This is a genomic window from Tepidibacter aestuarii (assembly GCF_934924865.1).
In the GTDB taxonomy this organism is placed as follows: Bacteria; Bacillota; Clostridia; order Peptostreptococcales; family Peptostreptococcaceae; genus Tepidibacter_A; species Tepidibacter_A aestuarii.
This window is the reverse complement of record NZ_OW235315.1, coordinates 2,210,789-2,236,424: the sequence shown is the minus strand read 5'-3', so window position 1 is coordinate 2,236,424 and position 25,636 is coordinate 2,210,789. Positions and strand designations below refer to the sequence as shown.

The following is a 25,636-nucleotide window of genomic DNA, read 5'->3' as shown; positions in this document are numbered from 1 at the left end:
ACAAAATAGCAAACACTAATTACAAGGAGGAATAAAAATGAAAGTATCAGCAGCAGAAAGAGAACTTAAAAAACTTAAAAATCAGATAAAGCAGATTGAGCAAATAGTGGCTAATACAAAAATAAATTCACTGTGGGAGCATGAAGCATCTCTTCGTAAGAAATTGAAGCTTATAGCAGAAATACAGAAAATATTTAATAAAAAAAGAAATTCTACAAAACAGAAGGAAGCAAATCAATTATATAAAAACTATGAGGAATTACTGAATTATGTATCTGAGAGATTGCTTTTAGATTATAACCAAAAGAATAATGCACATCATAAATTAGAAGAAATAATAGATAAGCATTATGAAAATTATAAAAGTTCAGGGTTAATGAATGTTTTGATTACCAAATATATTCCAAAGCTAATAAATGAAAAAATGGATATAATATTTCCTCAAAATCCAAAGGATGAATATAAACAAGCAAGAAAAATAAAGAGAACTATTCATCTACATTTAGGAGAAACTAATACTGGAAAAACATATAATGCAATGCAAAAACTTAAAGAAAGTAGAAAAGGCATATATCTTGCTCCTCTTAGAATACTTGCATTAGAAAACTATGAAAGGTTAAATAATGAAGGGGTAGCATGCAATTTATTTACAGGAGAAGAAGAGATAATTCATCAAAATGCGGATCATATCTCGTGTACTATAGAAAAGCTAAATATAAATGAAGAATTTGAAACAGCAGTAATTGATGAAATACAGATGATAGTTGATGAAAAAAGAGGAGCTGCATGGACTAGAGCACTATTAGGACTAAAATGTAGGGAAATACATGTATGTGGGGCATTAAATGCAAAAAAATTATTAATTGATATTATAAAAGATATAGGTGATGATTATACAATTAAAGAGTATAAACGCAATATTCCACTGGAAATAGAAGAAAAGTCGTTTAAATATAAAGATTTTAAGGACGGAGATGCTCTAGTTGTGTTTTCTAAAAAAAGAGTTCTTGAACTTGCTTTGTTTTATTCAAACTTGGGAATTAAATGTAGCATAATATATGGGGATTTGCCACCAGAAGTTAGAAAGAAACAGTATGCTCAATTTTTAAATAAAGAAACATCTATTTTAGTTACAACTGATGCTATTGGTATGGGAGTAAATCTTCCTATTAAGAGAATAGTCTTTATGGAAATAAAAAAATTTGATGGAAAAGAATTTAGATTTTTAAATTCTCAAGAAGTTAAACAAATAGCAGGTAGAGCGGGTAGGAAAGGAATATATGATGTCGGGTATGTTGCTTCATATGCAGGTAATTATGAATTTATAAAGGAATCTATTAATAAGAAAGATAATGATATTGAATATGCAATTTTAGGACCAAGTGAAGATATATTAAGTATCGAAAATGTTTCTCTAACAGAAAAACTGTCAGTTTGGAGTGAGAAAGAATGTAAATCATTATTATATGAAAAAATGGACATAGATGAATATTTAATTGTACTATATAATATAAGAAGGTATAAACTTTCACAAATTATTCGATGGAAGCTCTTGAAGATACCATTTGATGTAGATAATAATGATCTTATGGATACATTTATATCATATGTTGATGAATTGTTTATTGCAAAAAGAAATGAAATATTCAAGCCTATATATAAATTTGAATCCCTTGATGAATTAGAAATTTATTATCAGAAGATAAATTTATACTATTCTTTTGGTAAAATTTTTGGACCTACTATTGATGAAGAATGGATATATGAAGAAAGGAACAAGTTAAGTGAAAAAATAAATAACCTATTGCTTAAGATATAATAAGGGAATTAAAGAATTTTGTTTCAGACTATGGAAAATTTACATTTGACTGTGGCACAACAAGATGATATCATATGATTTATCGACGAAAAAATTAAATGATGAGTAAGTCGGATAGTCGCGGATACCTTTATAGGTAGACGAGGAAAGTCCGAGCTCCATAGAGCAGGGTGCTGGGTAACACCCAGTGGAGGCGACTCTAAGGATAGTGCAACAGAAATAAACCGCCACAATTATCTGTGGTAAGGATGGAAAGGTGAGGTAAGAGCTCACCAGCAGCTAGGTGACTAGTTGGCTATGTAAACCCCACCTGGAGCAAGACCAAGTAGGAACATGAAAAGAGGGCTGCTCGCTCTCGTTCCGTTGGTAGGTCGCTTGAGCCTACTGGCAACAGTAGGCCTAGACAGATGACTATTTAATACAAAACTCGGCTTATAGATTTACTCATTATATTTAAAAATTATTAAAATAACTTCGGGGGCGTAATGGTCTCGACGAGGGATTGGAACTTAAAGTTGCGAGTCGTGTTTTACTGGTTCACGTAAAAATCAGTACTTAAATATAAACGCAAACGATAATTACGCAATAGCAGCTTAATTAATGCTGCTCGTTCTATTAAGTTTACCCGCAAACTTAAGTAGAACGCCATTTGAGTGGGGAACTGTCTTTAGGATGTCTTGACTAAAGATAGAATAATTAAGGCTAGTCTTTTTTTAAAGTCTGCTGTTAGGCGTTAAAAAAGATGATATGAAAATTAGCAGCTACACTCGTAGAAGCTTTAGGGAAAAAACTTTCGGACAGGGGTTCAATTCCCCTCGTCTCCACCAATTGAAATCATGACCGTACTAGAGAATATGTAGTATGGTTTTTTAGTTTATAGGTTGTTTATAATTAATAGAGATGAACTGTATATATAAGATTTTATAAGGATATATTTAATGCGTTGGTTGATAAATTAAGATTATCACCCCAACGCATTTTATTAATAGAATAGTTTGATTTTAGTATTTTATAAATGTTTTATATAGTATCAAAATATATGAAATAATAAATATTATCCCTATTATTGAAAGGTATTTTGAGAAAAATTGTGAAAAAGATACTCCTAAAAGTATGCCTAATGATATAAGACAAATTTTAAGTAAACTATAATCAAAAATAGTATACTTTCTAGAAGCATTTAATGTTTTATTAATCAAATTTTTCATAATCATTACCTCCTTCATATAATATTAGAGTATATACTATTATTTTATACACAATAATTATATTTGTTAATAAGCATTAATAAATATAATTATGATAATAAAAAGAACAAAGCATTATGCTTTGTTCCTTGTTGGTTTTGACCATATTTATATAGTTATTTTAATTAATAATATCCAGTATCATCTTACCAGCTACTGCTAATGACATAGTTACAAATATAGGCTTTATAAGCTTTGTCCCTTTATCTAGGGCAAGCTTTGTACCAAACTTTGCACCCATAATCATGCACATAGCTACTGGAATACCATAGTAATAATTTATTTGAGAGTTAAAAGCAAATATTAATAGAGCTGTAATATTACTTGTAAAATTTAAAACTCTTGCATTTCCTGCAGCTTTTGTAAAATCAAATCCAAAAACACTTATAAGTCCAAATATTAAAAATGAACCAGTACCTGGGCCAAAAAAACCATCATAAAATCCAAGACTAAAACAGAGTAATATTCCTAATATAAGATTTTTTTTATTAAGTCCAGTAAACATATCTTCTTTTCCTATTGATTTTGAGAATAAACTGTATAATCCCACGAACAATATCATTATTAAAACTAATGATTGAAGTTTACTTTGGTCTATCATAAGAACTGTGTTAACTCCGAATATAGCTCCTATTAAAGTGAATGGTATAAGATATTTTAATATAGAAAAATTCACCTTACCAGATTTAGCAAATTTTAAACTGCTGGTAAATGATGCTGTTGTAGAACAAAATTTATTTGTTCCAAGTGCTAAGTGAGGGGGAATGCCCGCTATTAAAAATGCAGGAATACTTATAAGTCCTCCACCACCAGCTATTGAATCGACAAATGCAGCCAAGAAACCTGAGAAGCATAAGAATAATAATTTGAAAATCATTTTATCACCTACTTAATTAATATCAATTAATTGTAGCATATATTAAAAATAATGACATTAAAAAATAGGTTAACATTTTTAAATATTTTCTTGACTTAAAAACTTAATCAAGCATAATATAGATGATAATATCACAAATATAAATGGAAATGCTGCAACTATAGATATAGTCTGAAGCATACTAAGGCCTCCTGATAAAAGTAAAGACAGGGCTAATAATGACTGTAATATTCCCCATGTTATCTTTGTTTTGTTGTTTGGGTTTAAGTTACCATTAGAAGACATCATACCTAATACAAATGTAGCTGAATCTGCTGATGTAACGAAAAATGTACAAAGAAGTATTATAGCTACTATAGATATTGAGCTTCCTAATGGGTAGTTATTCATAATTATGAAAAATGCAGTTGAAGTTTTTGAAACAGCACTGTTTGCTATAGCTAATCCTAAATTTGTAGCCATAGTACCAAACGTTGAGAACCATAAAAATGAAACTATTGAAGGAACTAATAAAACTCCTATTATAAATTCTCTTATTGTTCTTCCTTTTGAAATTCTAGCTATAAAAGTTCCGACGAATGGAGCCCATGATATCCACCAAGCCCAATAAAATATTGTCCAAGATTTATACCAATCGGGTTTTTCGAATGGATTTATTTCGAGGATAAGATCTATAGAATAATCTTTTAAACCTATAAAAAATGAATTTAGTATATCAAGTGTGGGTCCTATTACCATAGACAATAAAAGTAAAACAATTGCCATTAATACATTTAAGTTAGATAGTATTTTTATCCCCCTATCAACTCCACCAACAGCTGATATTATGAATAAAACTGTAACTATTAATATAATTATAGTTTGTATCATAGAATTTTCTGGTATGTTGAATAAATAGTTAAGGCCACTGTTTATTTGAAGAGTTCCGAGGCCTAGAGAAGTAGCAGCACCTCCTATAGTAGCAAAGATTGCTAGAACATCTATTGACTTACCAATTTTTTTAGTAGAAACATCTTTTCCGAAGAATGGGATAAATAGATTACTTATTAAACAAGGATATTTTTTTCTGAATTGTATATATGCAAGTGATAGAGCTAATATACTGTATACGGCCCAAGGGTGAAGTCCCCAGTGCATGAATGATTTTTTAATAGCGAACCTTTTAGCTAACTCAGATCCACTATCAACTCCTAGAGGAGCTACATAATGATTAAGAGGTTCGGCAACTCCCCAAAATACAAGACCGATTCCCATACCTGCACTAAATAACATAGCAAACCAAGATACATAGCTATATTCTGGTTTTGAATTGTCATCTCCTAATTTTATATTTCCATACTTGCTGAATGCAAGCATTATGCTAAAGATTAAAAACAAAGTCATACTTATTAAATAAAGCCATCCAAATTCATCTACTAAAAAAGTCAAAGCTTTATTTGCTATAGTACTAAATGAATTAGGAATAATAAGACAGCATAAAACTATTGATATTACTAAAATTATTGAAATTATAAATACTTTGTTATCTTTCTTGCTTAAAAACAAATAACCACCTCTTTAATATTTTCTTATTTACACAAAAAAATAAAAACAATTAATTTAATTGTTTTTATTTAAATATCATATTAATAAATCTTGAAACAATCTATTGAATATCTGATGCAACAACTTAATGTTATCATAAGGGTTGTAACTTGTCAAATAAGGTGATATTTTGAAATAATTAAGAATTTCCTTATATAAAAAAGAATCCAGAATATTAATATTCTGGATTCTTTTTTATATATTTTATTTAACTTCTATGCATTTGCTGTTTTCCCAAAGACCATGTATATTACAGTAGCTAAGGGCGTGTATAGTACCAGATTTACCAAGTTTTACACTTGTAATTCCAACTGGTTCAGTTGAGTTGTTTGATTCGCCGTGCGCTGAAAAGTTAAAATTAGCTATCTCAACAGGGAATTTATCATTTTCACCCTTAAAGAATACTTTAATCCAACCTATATGGTGATCTAAAGTATTAGGGTGTTTTATTTCATCTCCTACAGAAACTCTCAAATCAAATTCTTTATCTTTTTCTATGTTTTCAGGTAAATGTATAACAGGTACATGCTTTTCCCCTTTAAAATCTCCAGTTTGTAAAAATTCTTTTAAGCTTTTCATTTATAAAAACCTCCCTTTTAAATTTATTAATTTCAATATATTATATATATTCCCTTTATTAATGAATTTAAACACAATATTTTATAGAGAATATTATTTTTGTTTATTCATTAGGAATTATATTCATCCTTATATATATATGAAAATTAGACTGTATATGATAATAAAAAATATAAGTTGAAAATTAGGAATTAAATAATATAGCTCTCATAAAATTATATAAGGGGAGGTGTGATAATGGTTAACTTGCCTAATGATTTACAAATTGATCTGCCAAGGGTTACTACCATTAGTAATAAATGTATTAATATAGAAAATTATATAAGTGTGATGGAGTATTCTAAACAGATGATAAAAGTTAATACAAAGGTAAATGTATTAAAGATAGAAGGAGAAAACCTTATTATAAAATATATAACTGAAGATGATTTATGCGTTGAAGGAAAAATATACTCTGTTGAATATTGGGTTTAAGGGGGCATAAAAGTTGTGGCAATATATTAAAGGATTTTGTGTTATAACTATAGAAGGGCTAAATTTAGAGAAATTTATAAATAATTTGGCTAAAAATAGAATCTATATATTTAATATAAAAAGGATATCTGAAACAAAAATAGAAGCCTATGTATACAAAGATGATGTTAAAGAGCTTATAAGTATCTATAGAAAATCTAACTATAATTTAAAGATTAAGAGGTCGGTTGGGATTCCGTTTTTTATGAAAAAGGTTTATAAAAGAAAGACTCTTTTATTTGGAGGGGTTTTATCTGTTCTTATATTATTGTTCTTAACAACATTTATAACAAATGTGTACATAGACTGTCCAGAAGGTATAGATAAAAAAGCATTAAGAAGAGAACTTTATGAATGCGGACTTAAGCCTGGAACTAATAAATATATAATAGATAAAAAGGATATAAGAGATAGCATATTGTATAAATTTAATTCTGTTGCTTATATATCTATAAACATAAAAGGAACTAGTGCTTTTGTAGATATAGTAAAAAAAGCTGAGGAGCCTAAAGAAAATAGTAAAATAAATTGTAATATAATTGCCAAAAAAGATGGTATAATAGAGAAAGTAATACCAAGAAGTGGAGAAGCATTGATTAAAAAAGGCGATATAGTTAAAGCAGGAGATGTATTAATAGCTGGTGGAAATCTTACAGCTAAGGGAGAAGTATGGGCAAGAACTTTTTATGAAATAACAGAAAAAGTAGAATATACAAATAAAAGTAAATATAGAACTGGCAAAAATAAAAAAATGTTTAAGATCAAGTTATATGACAAGGAATTTATAACGAATAAAAGCATTCCGTATAAAGAATACGATGTTAAAACAAAAAATTTTAAGATACAATATAAAAATTTTGAATTTCCAGTGCAAGTTCAGGTGGATACTTTTTATGAAGTTAATATAAAGAAGAATGATAAGGATTTGGATGATATCAAAACTACTCTTAAATCAAAAGCTATAAAAAAAATGGATTATTTATTACCAGTACAGGCAAGAATAATAGATAAAAATGAAAATTACAGTGTAGAGAAGAATATCTTGAAATTCACTGTTATAATACAAACCTTAGAAGATATAGGTAAGTATGAACAAGTAGAAGGAGGAAGTTATACTGATGATAAATTGCAAGATACAGATAGAGAATGATGAATTTTCAAAACAATTATTTGGAAATCTTGACAAAAATATAAAAATCATAGAAGATCGCATTAATGTTGATATAGTTTTAAGAGACGGGAGCATAGTTTTAATCGGTGAAGAAAACAATGTAGAACTTGGTAAAAGGCTTATTAAAGAGTTAGAACTTATGGTTGAAAAGGGAAATGAACTAAATAATCAAAATATATCTTACTGTATAAATTTATTATTTGAGGGTAGTGAGGAGAAAATGCAAGAATTATCTGATGATATTATTGCTTTTACTGTAAAGTCAAAGCCTATACAACCAAAAACCCTTGGACAGAAGAAGTATATTAATTTAATAAAAGAAAATAATATCACATTTGGAATAGGTCCTGCTGGTACGGGTAAAACGTATTTAGCTGTTGCCATGGCAGCTAGATCTTTAAAAAAAGATGAAGTCAATAGAATCGTTTTAACAAGACCAGCAGTTGAGGCCGGAGAGACGTTGGGATTTTTACCTGGGGATTTAAAAGACAAAGTCGATCCGTACCTAAGACCTTTATATGATGCTTTGTTTGAGATACTTGGATCTGAAAAATTTAATAGGTATATGGAGAGAGGTATAATAGAAATAGCGCCTCTTGCGTTTATGAGAGGGAGAACACTGGACAATGCATTTATCATACTTGATGAAGCACAAAATACAACTCCTGAGCAGATGAAGATGTTTTTAACTAGGCTTGGATTTGGATCAAGGGCTGTAGTAACAGGAGATATTACTCAAACGGATATTCCAAGCAATAAAAAATCTGGACTTTTACATGCAAAAGAAGTGTTAAAAGATGTAAAAGGAATATCTATTTGTGAATTGACAGAAAAAGATGTTGTAAGACATGAACTTGTTCAAAGGATAATAAAAGCATATAGCAAATATGAGAAAAAACAAGAATATAAAAAAAATAACAAAAAGAAAAATAAAAATTAGAAAGGAGAGGGAAAAATGAAATTTAAGAAATTTTCCCTTGCTCTTTTGTTTTTTATAATTAATTTTATAGTATTATTCACATTTTTAGCTCCTCAGAAGTACGAATTAAAAGTAGGACAAAGAGCTCAAGAAGATATAAAAGCAACAAAAGATATAGAAAACAAGATAGAAACACAAAAACTTATCGATAAAGCTGTTCAGCAGGTCCAACCTGTTTATAAAATCAACCCAACAGTTCAGGCAGAGATAAAATCAGATATAGAAAAGTTCTTTTCTGATATAAATGAAATTAATAATTCCGATAGTGATGATGTTGATAATGACGAACAATTAAACTCAAAGCAAAAACTAGAAAACATACAGAAAAAATATCCGACAATATCTAATAAATCTATAGAGTTAGCTCTTAATATGGACAAAGCTAGATTTGAAAAATTAAAAAATTACATATTTGAAATAATAAATCAAATAATGAGTACGGGTATCACTAAAGAAGAAGTAGAGTATCAAAAAGAGAATATATCAGAGTTTTTTGAAGAAATAAAAACATTCAATCAAAATGAAAAGCTGTTAAGTATAGAGATAATAGATAGTTATATAAGACCTAATAAGTTTTTGGACTTAGAAAAAACACAAGAAAAAACAGAACAAGCAAAGTTATCTGTTGAAAAGGTTATAATACCAAAAAATGAAAATATAATATCCAAGGGAGATATTGTAACTCAAGAAAAACTAGCACTCTTACAAAGTATAGGACTTGTTGAAAAAAAAGGTAAAGAAGATTTCTTTGTTGTAATAGGTCTAATACTTATTATAATAATACTTGAAGCTCTAGGAGTGTTATACATAAACGTTTTTGATAAAAATACATTAAAAAATGAAAAGAAACTATTGCTTATAATATTGATTATTTCTACTACTATGCTCATTAGTATGACTCTTAGTAAAATATCTTTATACATAATACCTGTTGCTGGAGCTAGTATGCTAATAAGCATACTTTTAAATACTAATATAGCTATAATATCGAATTTGATTATATCTATAATGCTTTATATAGCTACGGGTGATATAAACATATTATTGATATCATTAGTTTCTGGAACTTTTGGCTCTTTTGCTAATCTTGAAATAGCTCAAAGAAGAAATATAATAATTACAGGATTTAAAATAGGACTTTTAAATTTATTGCTTGTAATGTCACTAGAATTTATAACTACGACAAGCTTAAAAGAACCTTTTATAAATTCGTTACTATCACTACTATCAGGTATAATTTCATCTATTTTCGTAGTTGGTAGTTTACCTCTATGGGAACATTATTTTGATATACTAACAAGCATTAAATTATTAGAACTATCAAGTGCAAATAATGAAATATTAAAAAGGATGCTAATAGAAACACCTGGGACATACCATCACAGTATAATAGTTGGGAATTTAGCAGAAAGAGCTTGCGATAAAATAGAAGCAAATTCCTTATTTGCAAGAGTAGCTTCATATTATCATGATATGGGAAAACTATCAAAGCCGTATTTTTTTAAAGAAAACCAAATAACTACTGATAATCCTCATGATAAGATATCTCCTACAATGAGTACAAAGATAATTAAAGAACATGTAAGCTATGGAGTAGAGCTTGCTCGAAAATATAAATTGCCTAAAGAAATAATAAATATAATAAGAGAACATCATGGGACAACATCAGTTGCTTATTTTTATTACAAGGCTAAAGAAATGGGAATGGATATAAAAGAAGAGGACTTTAGGTATAAAGGTCCAGAACCTCAAAGTAAGGAAGCAGCTGTAATAATGATGGCAGACTCCGTGGAAGCTGCTATTAGAAGTATAAAAGAACCTAGTAAAGAAAAAATTGAAGATATGATAGAAAAAATAGTTAAAGGTAAATTAAATGATGGACAGTTTGATAAAAGCAACTTGACACTAAAAGAATTAGATCTAATAAAAGAAGCTTTTATAGAAGTCATTATGGGTATGTTTCATCAAAGAATAGAGTACCCAAAAGAAGGAGGAAATTAAATGCAGTTAATAATGGATAATAGACAAGATAAAATAGAAGTAAGTGATGAATTAATAGATATTATAAAGAGTGTAACTAAAGAGTGCTTAAAGCACGAAGGCTTTGATGAGGATTATGAAATAAGCCTTTCATTTGTTGATAATAATGAAATACATAATTTAAATAAAATGTATAGAGGAATAGATAGAGAAACAGATGTACTATCATTTCCCTTAATAGTAGATGATGATTTTGATATAGAGCTTAAGGAAAAAGCTCTTGGAGATATTGTAATATCTATGGAAAAAGCTCTAGAACAAAGTAATGATTATAATCACTCTTATGAAAGAGAAGTTGCTTTTTTAGTGTGTCATAGCATGTTTCACTTAATGGGATATGATCATGACACAGATGAAAATACAAAAATTATGAGATCAAAGGAAGAAGCTGTTTTAGTTAAACTTGGGATAGTGAGGGCGTAATATGAGAGCTAAGAAGCTTATAAGTGCTTTCAATTGTGCTATAGAAGGCATAATATATACGGTCAAAAATGAGAGGAATATGAAAATACACTATATAATATCTATAATAGTTTTGTTTTTGAGCTTGTTCTTTGATTTGACTAAGTATGAAATGATTATCCTGTTCTTTACTATATCTTTAGTTATAATATCTGAAATGATAAACACAGCAATAGAAAAATCAATAGATTTGTTTACTAGTGAATACCATGAACTTGCAAAGATTGCAAAAGATGTTTCAGCAGGAGCGGTTTTGATTGCATCTTTAAATTCTATTGTAATAGGGTACCTACTATTCTTTGATAGAATAAACCCTTTTTCAAATATTGTTTTGAATAAAATAAGAAAATCGGAGATGCATATAACTGTTATAGGAATAGTAATAGTTCTCATATTAGTAGTTGTAGTTAAAGCAATAACAAAAAAAAGGGACTTATTTAAAGGGTGGTATGCCAAGTGGACATGCGGCACTTGCATTTTCCGTTGCAACTGCAGTTACATTTATTTCTGAGGAAATATTAGTATCAACTCTTACATATATATTAGCTTTACTTGTTGCACAAAGCAGGATAGAAGGAGAAATTCATAGTGGGATAGAAGTTGTATTTGGAGCTATATTGGGAATACTAACGACTATACTAGTATTTCAAATAAGTCTTGGATAAAAAATTCGTCTAATTGCTACGCATTGACTCATGTCGCCAACGAGTCCTATGGGACTCCGTTGCTCAAAATAGTTGCAAGTTTAGATCTTTAATCAATGTTATCCATAGTTTGAAATTCATATGGTTTTCTTGTAAGCAAAAGAATGGAAAAACTTCCATTCTTTTAACGACTCTGCATATAACCTATATTTTAAATAAATATTGGATAAAATTTAAATGTTTGATATAATTGAAAATGCTCTGTATTTTGATTTACAGAGTTAAAGCGAAAGGATGAGGGGTTTTGAAAAAAAATATTTCTGATAAAACAGACATAAAAAGAGTATTTATAACGGGAATTTTTACCATTCTTCCAATTGCTGTTACTATATCACTGGTATTTTGGCTTTTTAATAAGGTAGACTATATATTTAGAGTTCCTCTTGAAAAATTATTAGGAATTCACCTTTATGGTGTTGGTATAGTAATAACATTAATATTAATATTTGCTACAGGGATTTTTGCAACAGATGTAATAGGTAAAAAAATATTTAATGGATTTGAAAAGGTAATGCATAGAATTCCTTTGGTTGGAATGATATATTCTTCGGTAAAACAAGTAGTTGATGCTTTTGCTACTAAAAAAGGAGAGAGTTTTAAAAGTACTGTACTAGTTCAATATCCTTCAAAGGGTATATATACAATAGGATTTATAACTACCAATGCACCGTCTTCTATAAATGAATATACAGGAGAAGAAAGTGTATTTGTATTCATACCTACAACTCCAAATCCTACATCTGGAATGCTTATTGCAGTAGCTAAAAAAGATATAATCTATTTAGATGTATCTATTGATAATGCTCTCAAAATAATAGTTTCTGGTGGAATTGTGGGATATAAAGAAAACTAAGGAGGAATTTAAAATGGATAATAAAGAATTATTAAAAATCGCAGAAAAGGCTAAGGAAAATGCATATGTTCCATATTCTAAATTTCATGTAGGAGCAGCTCTTTTGACTAAATCAGGCAAAGTTTTTACTGGATGCAATGTAGAATGTGCATCTTATGGAGGAACTAATTGTGCAGAAAGAACAGCAATATTTAAAGCTGTATCAGAAGGCGAAAGAGAGTTTGAAAAAATAGCAATAACTAGCGATAATATAGGCGAAACTTATCCGTGTGGAATATGTAGACAGGTTATATTAGAATTTGGAAGAGACATTAAAGTTGTATTAGGAGAGTCTGAAGGTGAGTATAGAGAATTATCTATAGAAGAATTGATTCCATACGGTTTCACAGGAGCAGACCTTAAAAAATAAAGAGGTGATAATATGGGTTTTAAATCAGGATTTGCAAGTATAATTGGAAGACCTAATGTAGGTAAATCTACAATTATGAATAAAGTTGTTGGAGAAAAAATAGCTATAATGAGTGATAAACCTCAAACGACTAGAAATAAAGTTCAATCAGTTTTAACTACTGAAGATTTTCAAATAGTCTTTTTAGATACACCTGGAATACATAAGCCAAAGAATAAATTGGGAGAGTATATGGTAAAGGTTGCAACAGATACTCTTAATGAGGTTGATGTAGTTTTATTTGTTGTTGATGATTCTAAGACTATAGGTCCTGGAGATAGAATGATTATAGAGGACTTAAGAAAGGTTAAAACACCTATAGTACTTGTTATAAATAAAATAGATAAGCTTGAAAAAGAAGAATTAATTCTTCTTATGAAAAAATATGATGAAGAAGGTATATTCGATGAAATAGTGCCTATATCTGCATTAAAAGAAGGTCATTTAAATTCATTAGTAAAGACTATAAATAAGCATTTACCTCAGGGACCTAAATATTTCCCTGATGATATGATAACAGATCAACCTGAAAGAGTATTAATTTCTGAGCTAATAAGAGAGAAAGTTCTACACTATGTTCATGAAGAAGTTCCTCATGGGGTTGCAGTTGAAGTTGAGCAAATGAAATCAAGAGAAGGTGGAAATATAATAGATATATCTGCTGTTATATACTGTGAAAGAGATTCACATAAGGGAATTATAATAGGTAAAAATGGAAGAAAACTAAAAGGAATAGGAAAGTCTGCAAGAGAAGATATTCAAAAACTTTTAGGTTCTAAGGTATATCTTCAAACTTGGGTTAAAGTTAAATCTAATTGGAGAAATCTAGAAAATTATATAAGTAATTTTGGATACAACAATAAATAATATATAATGTATATTATTTATTAAGTAGGGGGTGGAATCTATGAACAAAAATGAAATTTTATTTCAAGAAATAATAGTTCAGGTTAACGCATTGATAGACAGTGAAAAAATAGTAGATTTAAATGAATATATAGAGGAACTTCATCCCCGAGATATATCGGAAATATTAGTAGATTTACAAGAAGAAAAAAAAATAAAATTATTTGAGATACTTCCATTAGAAGTTGCAGCTAAGGTGCTTGATGATTTAGATTCTGACCTGTTCACAACTATATTATCAAAAATTAGCATAGATCATAAAAAGAGAATACTAGATCTTATGTCTCAAGATGATATGGTTGATATATTAAGTGATTTATCAGAGGAAAAAAGACATGAGATAATAAATCTTTTAGATAATGAACTAGCTCAGGACATAAAAGAATTACTTGTATACGATGAAGATTCTGCCGGTGGTATAATGACTACAGACTTTGTCGTTTTGAGTAAGGATATTACATGTTATGAAGCTATAGAGTATTTAAGAGAAAATGCTCCAGATGCAGAAACAATATACTATGTATATGTAGTTGACAAGAATGATAAGCTTGTAGGAGTTATTTCTTTAAGAGAGCTTATTGTTTCAAAACCTAATACTATTATAGAAGATATAATGAGTGAAAAGGTAATTGATGTTAATGTAAATGACGATCAAGAAGAAGTTGCAAATATTGTATCAAAGTACGACCTTTTAGCGATTCCTGTAACAGATATAAATGGGAAGATAAGAGGTATAATAACTGTTGATGATATAATCGACGTTATACAAGAAGAAGCAACTGAAGATATATATAAATTTGCAGGAACATCTGAAGCTGAGAGCGAATACTTAGAAGATATTAAATTTTTTCCAAAAGTAATTTCTGCTGTAAAAGCAAGACTTCCATGGCTACTTATAACATTAATTGGAGGTACTTTGTCAGCTCGAATACTTGGAAAATACGAAAGTACAATACAGGCGTATGCAGCTGTATCGTTTTTTATGCCTCTTTTAACTGGAATGGGAGGAAATGTGGGAACTCAATCATCTACCCTGACTGTAAGAGGTCTAGCGACGGGTCATATAGACCAAAAGAATGCAGTTAAGACAATATCTCAAGAAATGAGTATTGGGCTTAGTGTGGGGCTTATATGCAGTCTTATAATATGTGTAGTGGCTTACTTATGGATAGGAGACTTTAAATTAGGAGTAGTTGTAGGCATAGCTATGGCAGCTAATATGCTAACTGCAGCTACAATAGGTACATTAGTACCTATTGTATTTAAAAGACTTGGTGTTGACCCAGCGGTTGCATCAGCTCCGTTTATTTCCACAACGCTTGATATAACTGGACTTACTATATACTTTACATTAACAACTGCTCTTTTACTAAAATTTTCTTAAAATAAAAAAAAATATTATGTATATTATCCCCCTTCTTACCAAAAAATAAATATAAATGGACAGAAGGGGGTTTTTAAAATGAATAAATCAATATGGGAATATTTTAAAAAAACAGGAAACATAAATGCATATATGTATGTCAAGTCCTATGACAGCTTAAAGTGTCAATCGAATAAAGTGAGGGAGATTGAAAATAATTATGTTCATAAATACAGATGGGATAGTACTGAAGTCGATTAAATATGAAGAATCAGATGCTATAGTAGTTATATTTGCAAGAAAGCTTGGAAAAATTTCAGCACTTGCAAAAGGTGCTAGAAGACCAAAGAGCACATTGTTATCAGGAACACAAGTATTTTCATATTCTAATTTTTCTATTAGAAGAAATGGGAATATGTATAAATTAAATCAATGTGAAGTAAAACAGAGCTTCTATAACTTATCTTATAATATAGATACTTTAGCTCATGCTAGCTATATTAGTTCATTGGTTGAACAAAATATATTTGAGAATCAAACTAATAATAGGTTGTTTGATTTATTATTAAAGACACTGTACTTATATTCATATGACGATGCTAACTATCAATTAATAACAAATATATTTGAGCTTAAACTTTTAGATTATATAGGATATAAGCCCAGTGTTTTAAAATGTACAAATTGTGGTAATAATAACTTAAATAAAGGAAAGTTTAGTATAACAGAAGGTGGTATGCTATGCAATGGGTGTATAGATGTAGATAAGTATAGTATAAAAATTGATCCAACAACCATAAACTTAATAGAGTACATATTAAAAAATGATATAGTAATATGTAACAAAATAAGGGTATCAAAATATATACTAAATCAGTTAGATAATGTTTTAAAAAAATATTTAATGACTCATATAGAAAATTTAAATTTGAAATCATTAAATTTTCTTGAAAATTTAAAAGGGTAAGGAGAGGATAGTATGGAAATAACACTTGAAAAAATTGATCAAATTATGGACAGAATGAATGTAGGATATGAAAAGGCTAAAGAAGCACTAGAAAATTCAAATGGAGATGTTATAGAGGCTTTAGTTTATCTTGAAAAAAAAGAAGGAAATGTATTTAAGGGAATAAACGAAAAAAGTAATGAAATGATGGAAAAATTAAAGGAAATTCTTAAAAAAGGAAATATAACTAGAGTTATGCTTGAAAAAGATGGAGATGTTCTACTTAATATGCCTGTAACAGCAGGAGCAATTGGGTTAGTATTAGGGCCTATAGCTGCAATAGTAGGTGTATCTGCTGCTGTTGTAGGGAAATATAAAATAAAAATAGTAAAAACAGATGGTGAAACTGTAGATATAAATGACATGACACAAGAATCATTTAATGATATAAAGGAAAAAACACAAGAATCATTTAATGATATAAAAGAGAAAATGAATTTTAATAAATCTGACAATAAAGATATTACGGATGATATAATGAAAGAAGAATCTCAGGAAACAGGTAATGAACTTGACAAATAAATCTTATTTTGTTAAATTTAAAGTTAGAATTCTTTAAGATTTAGCCTTTCGCCAAAAGCGAAAGGCTAAATTTTTTAAATAAATATAGGAGGGAAAAAAATGAATTTTCAAAATATGATACTTTCTCTGCAAGAGTATTGGTCAAAGCAAGGCTGTATAGTAATGAATCCTTATGATGTAGAAAAGGGAGCAGGAACTATGAGCCCTTATACATTTTTGAAATCACTTGGTCCTGAACCTTGGAAGGTTTGTTATGTAGAACCTTCAAGAAGACCGACAGATGCAAGATATGGAGAAAATCCTAATAGATTATATCAACATCACCAGTTTCAAGTAATACTTAAGCCATCACCAGATAACGTACAAGAGCTGTACTTAGAGAGTTTAAAGGCTATAGGAATAAATCCGCAAGAACACGATATAAGATTTGTAGAAGACAACTGGGAAGCAGCTGCTGTTGGAGCTTGGGGACTTGGTTGGGAAGTGTGGCTTGATGGTATGGAAGTAACTCAATTTACATATTTTCAACAAGTTGGTAATATAGATTGTGAACTTGAATCAGCAGAACTTACTTATGGGCTTGAAAGACTTGCTATGTATATTCAAGAAAAAGATGATGTTTATGATCTTCAATGGAATGATGAATTAACTTATAGAGATATATTCCAAAAGGCAGAATATGAGCATTCTGTTTATAGTTTTGAAGAAGGAAATACTGATATGATGTTTGAACACTTCAATGCTTATGAAGAAGAAGCTAAAAAATTATTAGAAAAAGGCTTAGTTCAACCAGCATATGATTATATATTAAAATGTTCTCATACATTCAATGTATTGGATGCAAGAGGGGCTATTGGTGTAAGTGAAAGAGCGTCATTTATAGCAAAAGTTAGAAATATGGCAAAAATGGTTGCAAATACTTACGTTAAGCAAAGAGAAGAAATGGGATACCCTCTTTTAAAGAAAGGAGGAAAATAATATGAACAAATATCTTTTATTTGAAATTGGATGTGAAGAAATTCCTGCAAGGTTTATGGATAGTTCTTTAAGACAATTAAAAGAAAATTCGAAAAAATTCTTAAATGAGAATAGAATAAACTTTGAAGATATAAAAACTTATGGAACACCAAGAAGACTTACTTTGATAATAGAGGGTCTAGCTGATAACCAAGATGATTTAGAAGAAGAAATAAAAGGACCTGCAAAGAGAATAGCTTTTGATGATAATAATGAACCCACAAAACCTCTTCAAGGTTTTATGAGAAGTAAAGGATTAAATGTAGAGGATCTATATTTTAAGGTTGCAGGTAAGGAAGAATACATATTCGCTAAATTAAAAGAAGAAGGAAAAAATACAGAAGATGTATTAAAGAATATTCTTCCTGATTTGATAAAATCTATAAATTACCCAAAAGCTATGAAGTGGGGCGGTAAACAATTAAGATTTACAAGACCTATTAGATGGATAGTATCTATATACAATGGAGAGGTACTTGATTTTGAAATAGAGGGAATAAAATCATCTAATATTACAAGAGGACATAGATTCTTAGGAAAAGAAAGTATAACTGTAAATTCAGTTGATGAGTATTTAGATGAACTTAGAAAAAATTATGTAATACTTGATCAAAATGAAAGAAAAGAAATTATAAGAAAGCAATGTATAGAAGTTGCAAATTCATTAAATGGACAAGTTCTAATGGATGAAGATTTATTAAATGAGGTTACTTATTTACTTGAATATCCAACTGCCTTTTATGGAGAATTTGAAAAAGACTATTTAAAACTTCCAAAGGAAGTTTTAATAACGCCTATGAAGGAGCATCAAAGATATTTCCCTGTACTAAAAGAAGATAAAGAATTATTACCTAACTTTATAACCGTTAGAAACGGTACTGATTATAAAATTGAAAATGTTAAAAAGGGAAATGAAAAAGTTTTAGAAGCAAGACTTGCTGATGCACAATTCTTCTATAAAGAAGATACTAAAATTGAGCTTGAAAAATATATAGAAAAGCTTAAAAATGTAGTATTCCAAGAACAATTAGGAACTATATATGATAAGACTTCAAGAATAGAGGAATTATCTAAAAAACTAGCTTCAGAATTTGGATATGAACAAGAAATAGACAATACTATAAGAGCTGCAAAAATATGTAAGGCTGATTTGGTTACTAATATGGTATTTGAGTTTACAGAGCTTCAAGGTGTTATGGGAAGGGAGTATGCTAAGGTGTCTGGTGAGAATGATATAGTAGCTGATGCTATATTCGAACACTATCTTCCTAGATTCTCGGGTGATATACTACCTACTACTAATCCTGGAACTGTTATAGCCATAGCCGATAAGATGGATTCAATAGCAGGATTTTTTGCAATAGGAATACAGCCTACAGGATCTCAAGATCCATATGCTCTGAGAAGACAGGCTCTAGGTATAATTAATATATTAATGGATAAAAAGATTAATGTGAGCCTAAAAAGTATAATCGATTATGCTTTAGTGAATTATGAAAACTTAGAATTTGATAAAGAAAAAGTTAGTCTAGAAATATTAGAATTCTTTAATCAAAGAATAAAAAATATATTCAGTGAAATGGGTATAAGATATGATGTTATAGATGCTGTTATTAGCTCTCATATAGATGATGTATCTGATATGTACAATAGAGCAAAAGAGCTTAATATGTGGATAAACAGAGATGAAATAATAGAAATATTAACTGCTTTCAATAGAGTATCTACTTTAGCTCAAAAAGCTGAGTCAAGCGAAATAAAAGAAGAATATCTACAAGCTAATGAAGAAAAAGTTTTATATGATGAGTTTAAAAAAGTAAAAGATGCTGTTAAATCATCTATAGATAAAAAAGAATATTCTAAGGCTTTAGACGAATTCACTGTACTTAAAAGTCCTATTGACAATCTATTTGATACTGTAATGATTATGGACAAAGATGAAAATATTAAAAATAATAGATTAGCTTTATTAAAACAAGTATATGATACTATGCTTTTAATATGTGACCTTTCAAAAATAGTATATAAATAAAAATAGTCGGGATGAATTCCCGACTTTTTTATACACTAAGGAATTATACAATTTTGTAGATAATATTGATGAAAGTATTGAAATATCAACTATGACGAAAATTTTTTCCTTAAATTTAATTTTGTTATTTACATATAACAAATAAGTATATATAATATACTATATAAGGAACGGGTGATATTAAGTATATCACATTAAAAGAAAAGAGGTGTTTAATATACAACTTAACGATAGACAAATTAAGATAATAGATATAGTTAAAGAGCATCAGCCTATAACTAGTGAAAATATAGCATCAATGTTAAATGTGACAAGAGCAACTTTAAGACCAGATCTTGCAATACTTACTATGACAGGGATATTAGATGCAAGACCAAAGGTTGGTTATTTCTATTCTGGAATAAATCAAAATAATATGATATCAGAGGAATTAAAGAATAAAAAAGTTAGTGAAATAATGAGCATACCCGTTATGCTTACAGAAGAAACTACAGTATATAACGCTATTGTTACTATGTTTTTAGAAGATGTAGGAAGTATATATATAATAAATGATGGCCACTTATCGGGTGTAGTATCTAGAAAAGATTTACTTAAAAGCACTATAGGTGGAATTGATATAAATAAAATACCAGTAGGTATGATTATGACTAGAATGCCAAATGTTATCATGTGCAAAGAAGAAGACACTGTAATTAAGGCAGTAAAAAAGATAATAGAGCATGAGGTAGATTCAGTACCTGTAGTAAAAAAAGAATCAAAAGATGATAAAGAATATTACAAAGTTGTTGGTAGAATATCTAAAACCAATATAACAAAATTATTTTTAGAGTTATTTGAAAAATAAAGGAGTGTATTATGGAAAATTTAGTTATATATATAATATCCGATTCCTTAGGGGAAACAGGAGAACAAGTAGCCAAAGCTTCTATAGGGCAATTTAATTTAAAAAACTATGAGATAAGAAAATATCCATATGTGCTGGATAAGCAATTTCTAAATGAAATATTAAATGATGCAAAGCATCAAAACTCTATAATAGTTTATACACTTGTGGATTTAGAACTTGCAAATCGTACATTAGAATTTTGTGAGGAAAATAATATACCTGGATTAGATTTAATAAATCCTCTTGTAAATGCTATAAGATTAAGAACAGATTCAGATCCATTAAGAGAACCTGGAATAATAAGAAAGCTTGATGAAAAGTATTTTAAAAGAGTAGAGGCTATAGAATTTGCTGTAAAGTATGATGATGGAAAAGATTCAAGAGGACTTATAAAGTCAGATCTAGTGTTAGTAGGTATATCTAGAACTTCTAAAACTCCTCTAAGTATGTACCTTGCAAATAAAAATATAAAGGTAGCTAATGTACCTTTAGTTCCTGAAGTTCCAGTTCCTAAGGAATTATTTGAAATATCTAACAAGAAAATAATAGGTCTTACTAATACTCCAGAAAAGTTAAATCAGATAAGACAAGAGAGATTAAAGGCATTAGGTCTATCTGGCAATGCTAATTATGCAAATATGCAAAGAATACTAGAAGAAATTGAATATGCAGAAACTATAATGAAAAAATTAGGATGCCCAATAATAGATGTGTCAAATAAAGCCATTGAAGAAACTGCAGGACTTATTATAAACATAATGAAAGAAAATGGTCTGAGAGTGTATAAGGGGTTTCTTAATAACTAATACAAAATAATGTTAAATACTAAAATATAAGCCAATTAAATAATATTAAAGTCTATATTAAAGGGAGAGTGTAAAACGTGGGGAAATTTGTATACAGCTTTAACGAAGGTTCAAAGGAAATGAAAAATCTATTAGGTGGAAAAGGAGCTAATTTAGCTGAAATGACTAAAATTGGGCTACCTGTTCCTCCGGGATTTACAATTACAACAGATGCTTGTAATACTTACTACGCGAAAGATAAAAAGATTTGGGATGAACTTTTAGATGAAATAATGGATAATCTTTCAAAATTAGAAAAAACTTTAGATAAAAAATTAGGAGATAATGAAAATCCGCTTCTTCTTTCAGTAAGATCAGGTGCTGTTATATCTATGCCTGGGATGATGGATACTATACTTAACTTAGGACTTAACGATATAGCTGTACAAGCACTTTCTAAAAAGACTAACAATGAAAGATTTGCTTATGATAGTTATAGAAGATTTATTCAAATGTTTTCAGATGTTGTTATGGGAATTCAAAAATACAAGTTTGAAAGAGTATTGGATAATGTAAAAGAATCAAAAGGATATAAATATGATACTGAACTTACTGTTGATGATTTAAAAGATATAGTTAAAGAATTTAAGAATATATATAAGAGTGAATTAAGACAAGAGTTTCCATCTGACCCTAAGGAACAATTAATATTAGCTGTAAAGGCTGTATTTGATTCATGGAACAATCCTAGAGCAGATATATATAGAAAGTTAAATGATATACCTCATAAGCTAGGAACTGCTGTAAATATACAATCTATGGTATTTGGAAATATGGGGCAAACATCGGGTACAGGAGTTGCATTTACGAGAAACCCATCTACTGGCGAAAATGTTTTATTTGGAGAGTATTTGGTAGATGCTCAAGGTGAAGATGTTGTTGCAGGTATTAGAACGCCTGAACCGATAGCTAGTCTGAAAAATATTATGCCTGATATATACAATAAGTTCGAAAATATAACTGGAGTACTTGAAAATCACTACAAAGATATGCAAGATATAGAGTTTACTATAGAGAATGAAAATTTATATATTCTACAAACTAGAAATGGAAAGCGTACAGCAAAGGCTGCTATAAATATAGCAGTTGATATGGTAGGTGAAGGATTAATAACTAAAAAAGAAGCTATAATGAGAATAGATGCTAAACAACTAGATCAACTTTTACATCCTAATTTCGAAGATAAAGCATTAAAAGAAGCAACTCTTATATCAAAAGGACTTCCGGCTTCTCCTGGTGCAGCATCTGGAAAAGTATACTTTAATGCAAATGATGTTGTTGCTGCTAATGAAAATGGAGAAAAAGCTATCCTTGTTAGACTTGAAACATCACCAGAAGATATAGAGGGAATGGTATCAAGTGAGGGTATACTTACTGCAAGAGGTGGAATGACATCACATGCAGCTGTTGTTGCAAGAGGTATGGGTAAGTGTTGTGTGGCTGGTTGTTCGGATATAAAAGTTAGTGAAGAGAAAAAGGAACTTAGAGTGAAAGACCTTGTTATAAAAGAAGGAGAATATATATCTCTTGATGGATCAACTGGTAGCGTTTATATAGGAAATATACCTAAAAATGAGGTTGAACTTGTAGGTAAATTTGAAGAGTTTATGGATTGGGTAGACGAGGTAAGAGTTCTTAAGGTAAGAACTAATGCCGATACTCCGAAGGATGCTAAGACTGCTGTAAAATTTGGAGCTGAGGGTATAGGTCTTTGTAGAACTGAGCATATGTTCTTTGAAGAAGATAGAATACCTGTTGTTAGAAAGATGATTTTATCTAAGACTGTTGATGAAAGACAAGAGGCTTTAGAAAAATTACTTCCTATGCAAAGAGAAGACTTTGCACAAATATTTGAAGCTATGGAAGGAAGAGATACAACTATAAGACTTTTAGATCCTCCTCTTCATGAATTCTTACCTAAGAAAGAAGAAGATATAAAGAACTTAGCTGATGATATGAATATATCTTATGAAGATATAGAAAAGAGAATTGAGGACTTAGAAGAGTTTAACCCTATGCTTGGACACAGAGGATGCCGTCTTGCAGTAACTTACCCTGAAATATATATGATGCAAGCAAGAGCTATAATGGAGGGTGCAATTCAGGCTAAAAATAAAGGATTTGATGTAGCGCCAGAGATTATGATACCTCTTATTGGAGATGTAAATGAGCTTAAATATATAAAAGAATTTGTTGTAAATGTAGTAGAAGAGGTTTTAAGTGAGTCAAAAGTAGATATGAAATATATGGTTGGAACTATGATAGAAGTTCCAAGAGCAGCACTTACTGCTGATGAAATAGCAAAAGAAGCTCAGTTCTTTAGTTTTGGAACTAATGACTTAACTCAAATGACATATGGATTCTCTAGAGATGATGCAAATAAATTCCTAGTAGAATATGAATCGAAAGAAATATTTGAAAAAGATCCATTCCAAGTATTAGATAAAAATGGTGTTGGAAAACTAGTTAAAATGGCATCAAAACTTGGAAGAGAGACAAGGGAAGATATAAAACTTGGTATATGCGGAGAACATGGAGGAGAACCTGCTTCTGTAGAGTTCTGTCACAATATAGGACTTAACTATGTATCTTGTTCTCCTTATAGAGTACCAATTGCTAGACTTGCAGCAGCTCAAGCAGCATTAAAAGAAAAATTAGCCATGGCTTAATAAACTAGAAGGTCTTAATATATAAGATATTAAGGCCTTTTATAATATACAAGAAACACATTATAAAAAAAAATAATAGTTAATCTATATTGTATATAAATTTTATATAGTTAAACGATATTTATATATGATATACTTTAATTTGATATATAAGACTCTTCTTAATTAAGAAGAGTCTTATATATATTTAATAAATTATATTATTTTTAAATTGTACGTAAAGCGAAACTTAATTTAAACTCAAAGGGTGAATTGACTATGAAAAAGAGGAATGTAGGAGTTAAATTACATCAATTATCAAGTTTTTCAAAACTTTTTACTGCGTCAAGTGGCTATAATGAAGATAATGTAAAGGCTTTTATTCCAGGGTGTAGCCTAACGGATTATAGTCCTCAAATAGTAATGAAAACGTATAAATACTTAAATGACAATCTAGGAAATACAGGTATTATTTTAAAATGTTGTGCTGCTCCTTCTAAAATATCAGGAGATAAAGAGGGTTTTAAATCATATTATTCACAATTACAAGAAGAAATAGAGAATATGAAGGTGAAAGAGATAATAACAGCATGTCAAACCTGTCATAAGACTATAAAAGAAAATAGCCCTGGTATTGAGGTTAAATCTATTTGGGAATCTATAAACGATATTGGTATACCAGATGATATTAAGAAGAAATATAAAGATTTAGATAAAGTATTTGCTTTGCATGATCCGTGTCCTATAAGAAAAGAAAATAGTATTCATGAAAATGTTAGAGATGTATTAAGTGAAATGGGTATAAAGATAGAAGAGTTTAATAATAGTAGAGAAAGAACTTCGTGTTGTGGAGGTAAATTAAGTATACAAAATAAAGAGCTAGCATTAAATCATATGAGAAAAAGAGCTAATGAAGCTAACTCGGATTATATACTTACATATTGTGAGTCTTGCGTTAAATCTATGAAAACAGCGGGTAAAAACAGTATTCATATATTAGATTTAATATTTAATGATAATATAAATTCAAAGTTTGACCAAATGGGCGTTAATTACTTACAGAAATGGATGAATAGGTATAAGTGTAAAACATATATTGAACAATTAAAAAATACTAATAAAGGAGAGTAAC

Annotated in this window: 23 protein-coding genes, 2 other RNA genes and 1 pseudogene; 22 read left to right on the top strand and 4 right to left on the bottom strand. The window is 29.3% G+C overall.

The window, feature by feature from the left end; genetic code table 11:
* Positions 1 to 37 precede the first annotated feature (37 nt).
* The 3 genes from M2214_RS11060 (at position 38) to ssrA (ending at position 2,646) form a co-directional block, all read left to right on the top strand.
* Entirely contained in the window at positions 38 to 1,819 is a 1,782-nt protein-coding gene (locus tag M2214_RS11060; RefSeq protein ID WP_248477869.1) for a helicase-related protein, read from the top strand.
* Positions 1,820 to 1,921: 102 nt separating this feature from the next.
* Positions 1,922 to 2,270, top strand: an RNA gene (gene rnpB / locus M2214_RS11055) — RNase P RNA component class A.
* A gap of 25 nt (positions 2,271 to 2,295) precedes the next feature.
* Positions 2,296 to 2,646, top strand: a transfer-messenger RNA (tmRNA) gene (gene ssrA / locus M2214_RS11050).
* A gap of 174 nt (positions 2,647 to 2,820) precedes the next feature.
* Here the strand turns inward: ssrA and M2214_RS11045 are convergent.
* The 4 genes from M2214_RS11045 to M2214_RS11030 all read right to left on the bottom strand — a co-directional run bounded on the left by M2214_RS11045 (position 2,821) and on the right by M2214_RS11030 (position 6,106).
* Positions 2,821 to 3,027, bottom strand: coding sequence for a permease of phosphate ABC transporter (locus M2214_RS11045; protein ID WP_248477867.1), 207 nt, complete (start codon positions 3,025 to 3,027; stop codon positions 2,821 to 2,823).
* A 160-nt stretch (positions 3,028 to 3,187) separates the two neighbouring features.
* Positions 3,188 to 3,943 carry a TSUP family transporter gene (locus M2214_RS11040; protein WP_248477864.1) on the bottom strand — a complete coding sequence of 252 codons (756 nt, stop codon included), beginning with the start codon at positions 3,941 to 3,943 and terminating at the stop codon, positions 3,188 to 3,190.
* Positions 3,944 to 4,021: 78 nt separating this feature from the next.
* On the bottom strand, positions 4,022 to 5,488 hold the full coding sequence (locus M2214_RS11035; protein ID WP_248477862.1) for a BCCT family transporter: 1,467 nt from the start codon (positions 5,486 to 5,488) through the stop codon (positions 4,022 to 4,024).
* Positions 5,489 to 5,731: 243 nt separating this feature from the next.
* Positions 5,732 to 6,106, bottom strand: coding sequence for a class II SORL domain-containing protein (locus M2214_RS11030; protein ID WP_248477853.1), 375 nt, complete (start codon positions 6,104 to 6,106; stop codon positions 5,732 to 5,734).
* A 237-nt stretch (positions 6,107 to 6,343) separates the two neighbouring features.
* On the opposite strand from M2214_RS11030, the gene M2214_RS11025 reads away from it, so the two are divergent.
* The 19 genes and pseudogenes from M2214_RS11025 (at position 6,344) to M2214_RS10935 (ending at position 25,635) form a co-directional block, all read left to right on the top strand.
* Positions 6,344 to 6,580, top strand: coding sequence for a YabP/YqfC family sporulation protein (locus tag M2214_RS11025; RefSeq protein WP_248477844.1), 237 nt, complete (start codon positions 6,344 to 6,346; stop codon positions 6,578 to 6,580).
* 13 nt (positions 6,581 to 6,593) lie between these two features.
* Positions 6,594 to 7,769: a sporulation protein YqfD gene (yqfD, locus tag M2214_RS11020; protein WP_248477842.1), complete on the top strand. Its 1,176-nt coding sequence runs from the start codon at positions 6,594 to 6,596 to the stop codon at positions 7,767 to 7,769.
* The gene (locus M2214_RS11015) at positions 7,735 to 8,730 is read left to right on the top strand and encodes a PhoH family protein (protein ID WP_408648328.1); all 996 of its coding nucleotides are present in this window, start codon (positions 7,735 to 7,737) and stop codon (positions 8,728 to 8,730) included. The genes yqfD and M2214_RS11015 overlap by 35 nt, the downstream gene beginning before the upstream one ends.
* A gap of 15 nt (positions 8,731 to 8,745) precedes the next feature.
* The gene (locus tag M2214_RS11010) at positions 8,746 to 10,770 is read left to right on the top strand and encodes an HD family phosphohydrolase (protein ID WP_248477838.1); all 2,025 of its coding nucleotides are present in this window, start codon (positions 8,746 to 8,748) and stop codon (positions 10,768 to 10,770) included.
* The gene (gene ybeY, locus M2214_RS11005) at positions 10,771 to 11,232 is read left to right on the top strand and encodes an rRNA maturation RNase YbeY (protein WP_248477836.1); all 462 of its coding nucleotides are present in this window, start codon (positions 10,771 to 10,773) and stop codon (positions 11,230 to 11,232) included.
* A 1-nt stretch (position 11,233) separates the two neighbouring features.
* Positions 11,234 to 11,936 (top strand): annotated as a pseudogene (locus M2214_RS11000) (diacylglycerol kinase).
* Between the two features lie 283 nt (positions 11,937 to 12,219).
* Positions 12,220 to 12,828: a DUF502 domain-containing protein gene (locus M2214_RS10995; protein WP_248477827.1), complete on the top strand. Its 609-nt coding sequence runs from the start codon at positions 12,220 to 12,222 to the stop codon at positions 12,826 to 12,828.
* On the top strand, positions 12,815 to 13,237 hold the full coding sequence (locus M2214_RS10990) for a cytidine deaminase (RefSeq protein ID WP_408648327.1): 423 nt from the start codon (positions 12,815 to 12,817) through the stop codon (positions 13,235 to 13,237). Before M2214_RS10995 ends, M2214_RS10990 begins: the two co-directional genes overlap by 14 nt.
* Positions 13,238 to 13,249: 12 nt before the next feature.
* Entirely contained in the window at positions 13,250 to 14,143 is an 894-nt protein-coding gene (gene era / locus M2214_RS10985) for a GTPase Era (RefSeq protein ID WP_248477822.1), read from the top strand.
* A gap of 40 nt (positions 14,144 to 14,183) precedes the next feature.
* Positions 14,184 to 15,566, top strand: a complete 1,383-nt coding sequence (gene mgtE, locus M2214_RS10980) for a magnesium transporter (RefSeq protein WP_248477798.1) — start codon at positions 14,184 to 14,186, stop codon at positions 15,564 to 15,566.
* Between the two features lie 78 nt (positions 15,567 to 15,644).
* Positions 15,645 to 15,806 (top strand): hypothetical protein, encoded by a 162-nt coding sequence (locus tag M2214_RS10975; protein ID WP_248477781.1) that lies wholly within the window; start codon positions 15,645 to 15,647, stop codon positions 15,804 to 15,806.
* Positions 15,766 to 16,512, top strand: a complete 747-nt coding sequence (gene recO, locus M2214_RS10970) for a DNA repair protein RecO (protein WP_248477780.1) — start codon at positions 15,766 to 15,768, stop codon at positions 16,510 to 16,512. The genes M2214_RS10975 and recO overlap by 41 nt, the downstream gene beginning before the upstream one ends.
* A 12-nt stretch (positions 16,513 to 16,524) precedes the next feature.
* Positions 16,525 to 17,073 (top strand): DUF4342 domain-containing protein, encoded by a 549-nt coding sequence (locus M2214_RS10965; protein ID WP_248477772.1) that lies wholly within the window; start codon positions 16,525 to 16,527, stop codon positions 17,071 to 17,073.
* A 99-nt stretch (positions 17,074 to 17,172) separates the two neighbouring features.
* Positions 17,173 to 18,051 (top strand): glycine--tRNA ligase subunit alpha, encoded by an 879-nt coding sequence (gene glyQ, locus M2214_RS10960; protein ID WP_248477770.1) that lies wholly within the window; start codon positions 17,173 to 17,175, stop codon positions 18,049 to 18,051.
* A 1-nt stretch (position 18,052) separates the two neighbouring features.
* Positions 18,053 to 20,122, top strand: coding sequence for a glycine--tRNA ligase subunit beta (gene glyS / locus M2214_RS10955; protein ID WP_248477768.1), 2,070 nt, complete (start codon positions 18,053 to 18,055; stop codon positions 20,120 to 20,122).
* Between the two features lie 208 nt (positions 20,123 to 20,330).
* The gene (locus M2214_RS10950; protein WP_248477766.1) at positions 20,331 to 20,969 is read left to right on the top strand and encodes a helix-turn-helix transcriptional regulator; all 639 of its coding nucleotides are present in this window, start codon (positions 20,331 to 20,333) and stop codon (positions 20,967 to 20,969) included.
* A gap of 11 nt (positions 20,970 to 20,980) precedes the next feature.
* Entirely contained in the window at positions 20,981 to 21,817 is an 837-nt protein-coding gene (locus M2214_RS10945) for a pyruvate, water dikinase regulatory protein (protein ID WP_248477764.1), read from the top strand.
* Between the two features lie 77 nt (positions 21,818 to 21,894).
* Entirely contained in the window at positions 21,895 to 24,525 is a 2,631-nt protein-coding gene (gene ppdK / locus M2214_RS10940; RefSeq protein WP_256466674.1) for a pyruvate, phosphate dikinase, read from the top strand.
* A 258-nt stretch (positions 24,526 to 24,783) separates the two neighbouring features.
* Positions 24,784 to 25,635, top strand: coding sequence for a (Fe-S)-binding protein (locus M2214_RS10935; RefSeq protein ID WP_248477762.1), 852 nt, complete (start codon positions 24,784 to 24,786; stop codon positions 25,633 to 25,635).
* Position 25,636 lies beyond the last annotated feature (1 nt).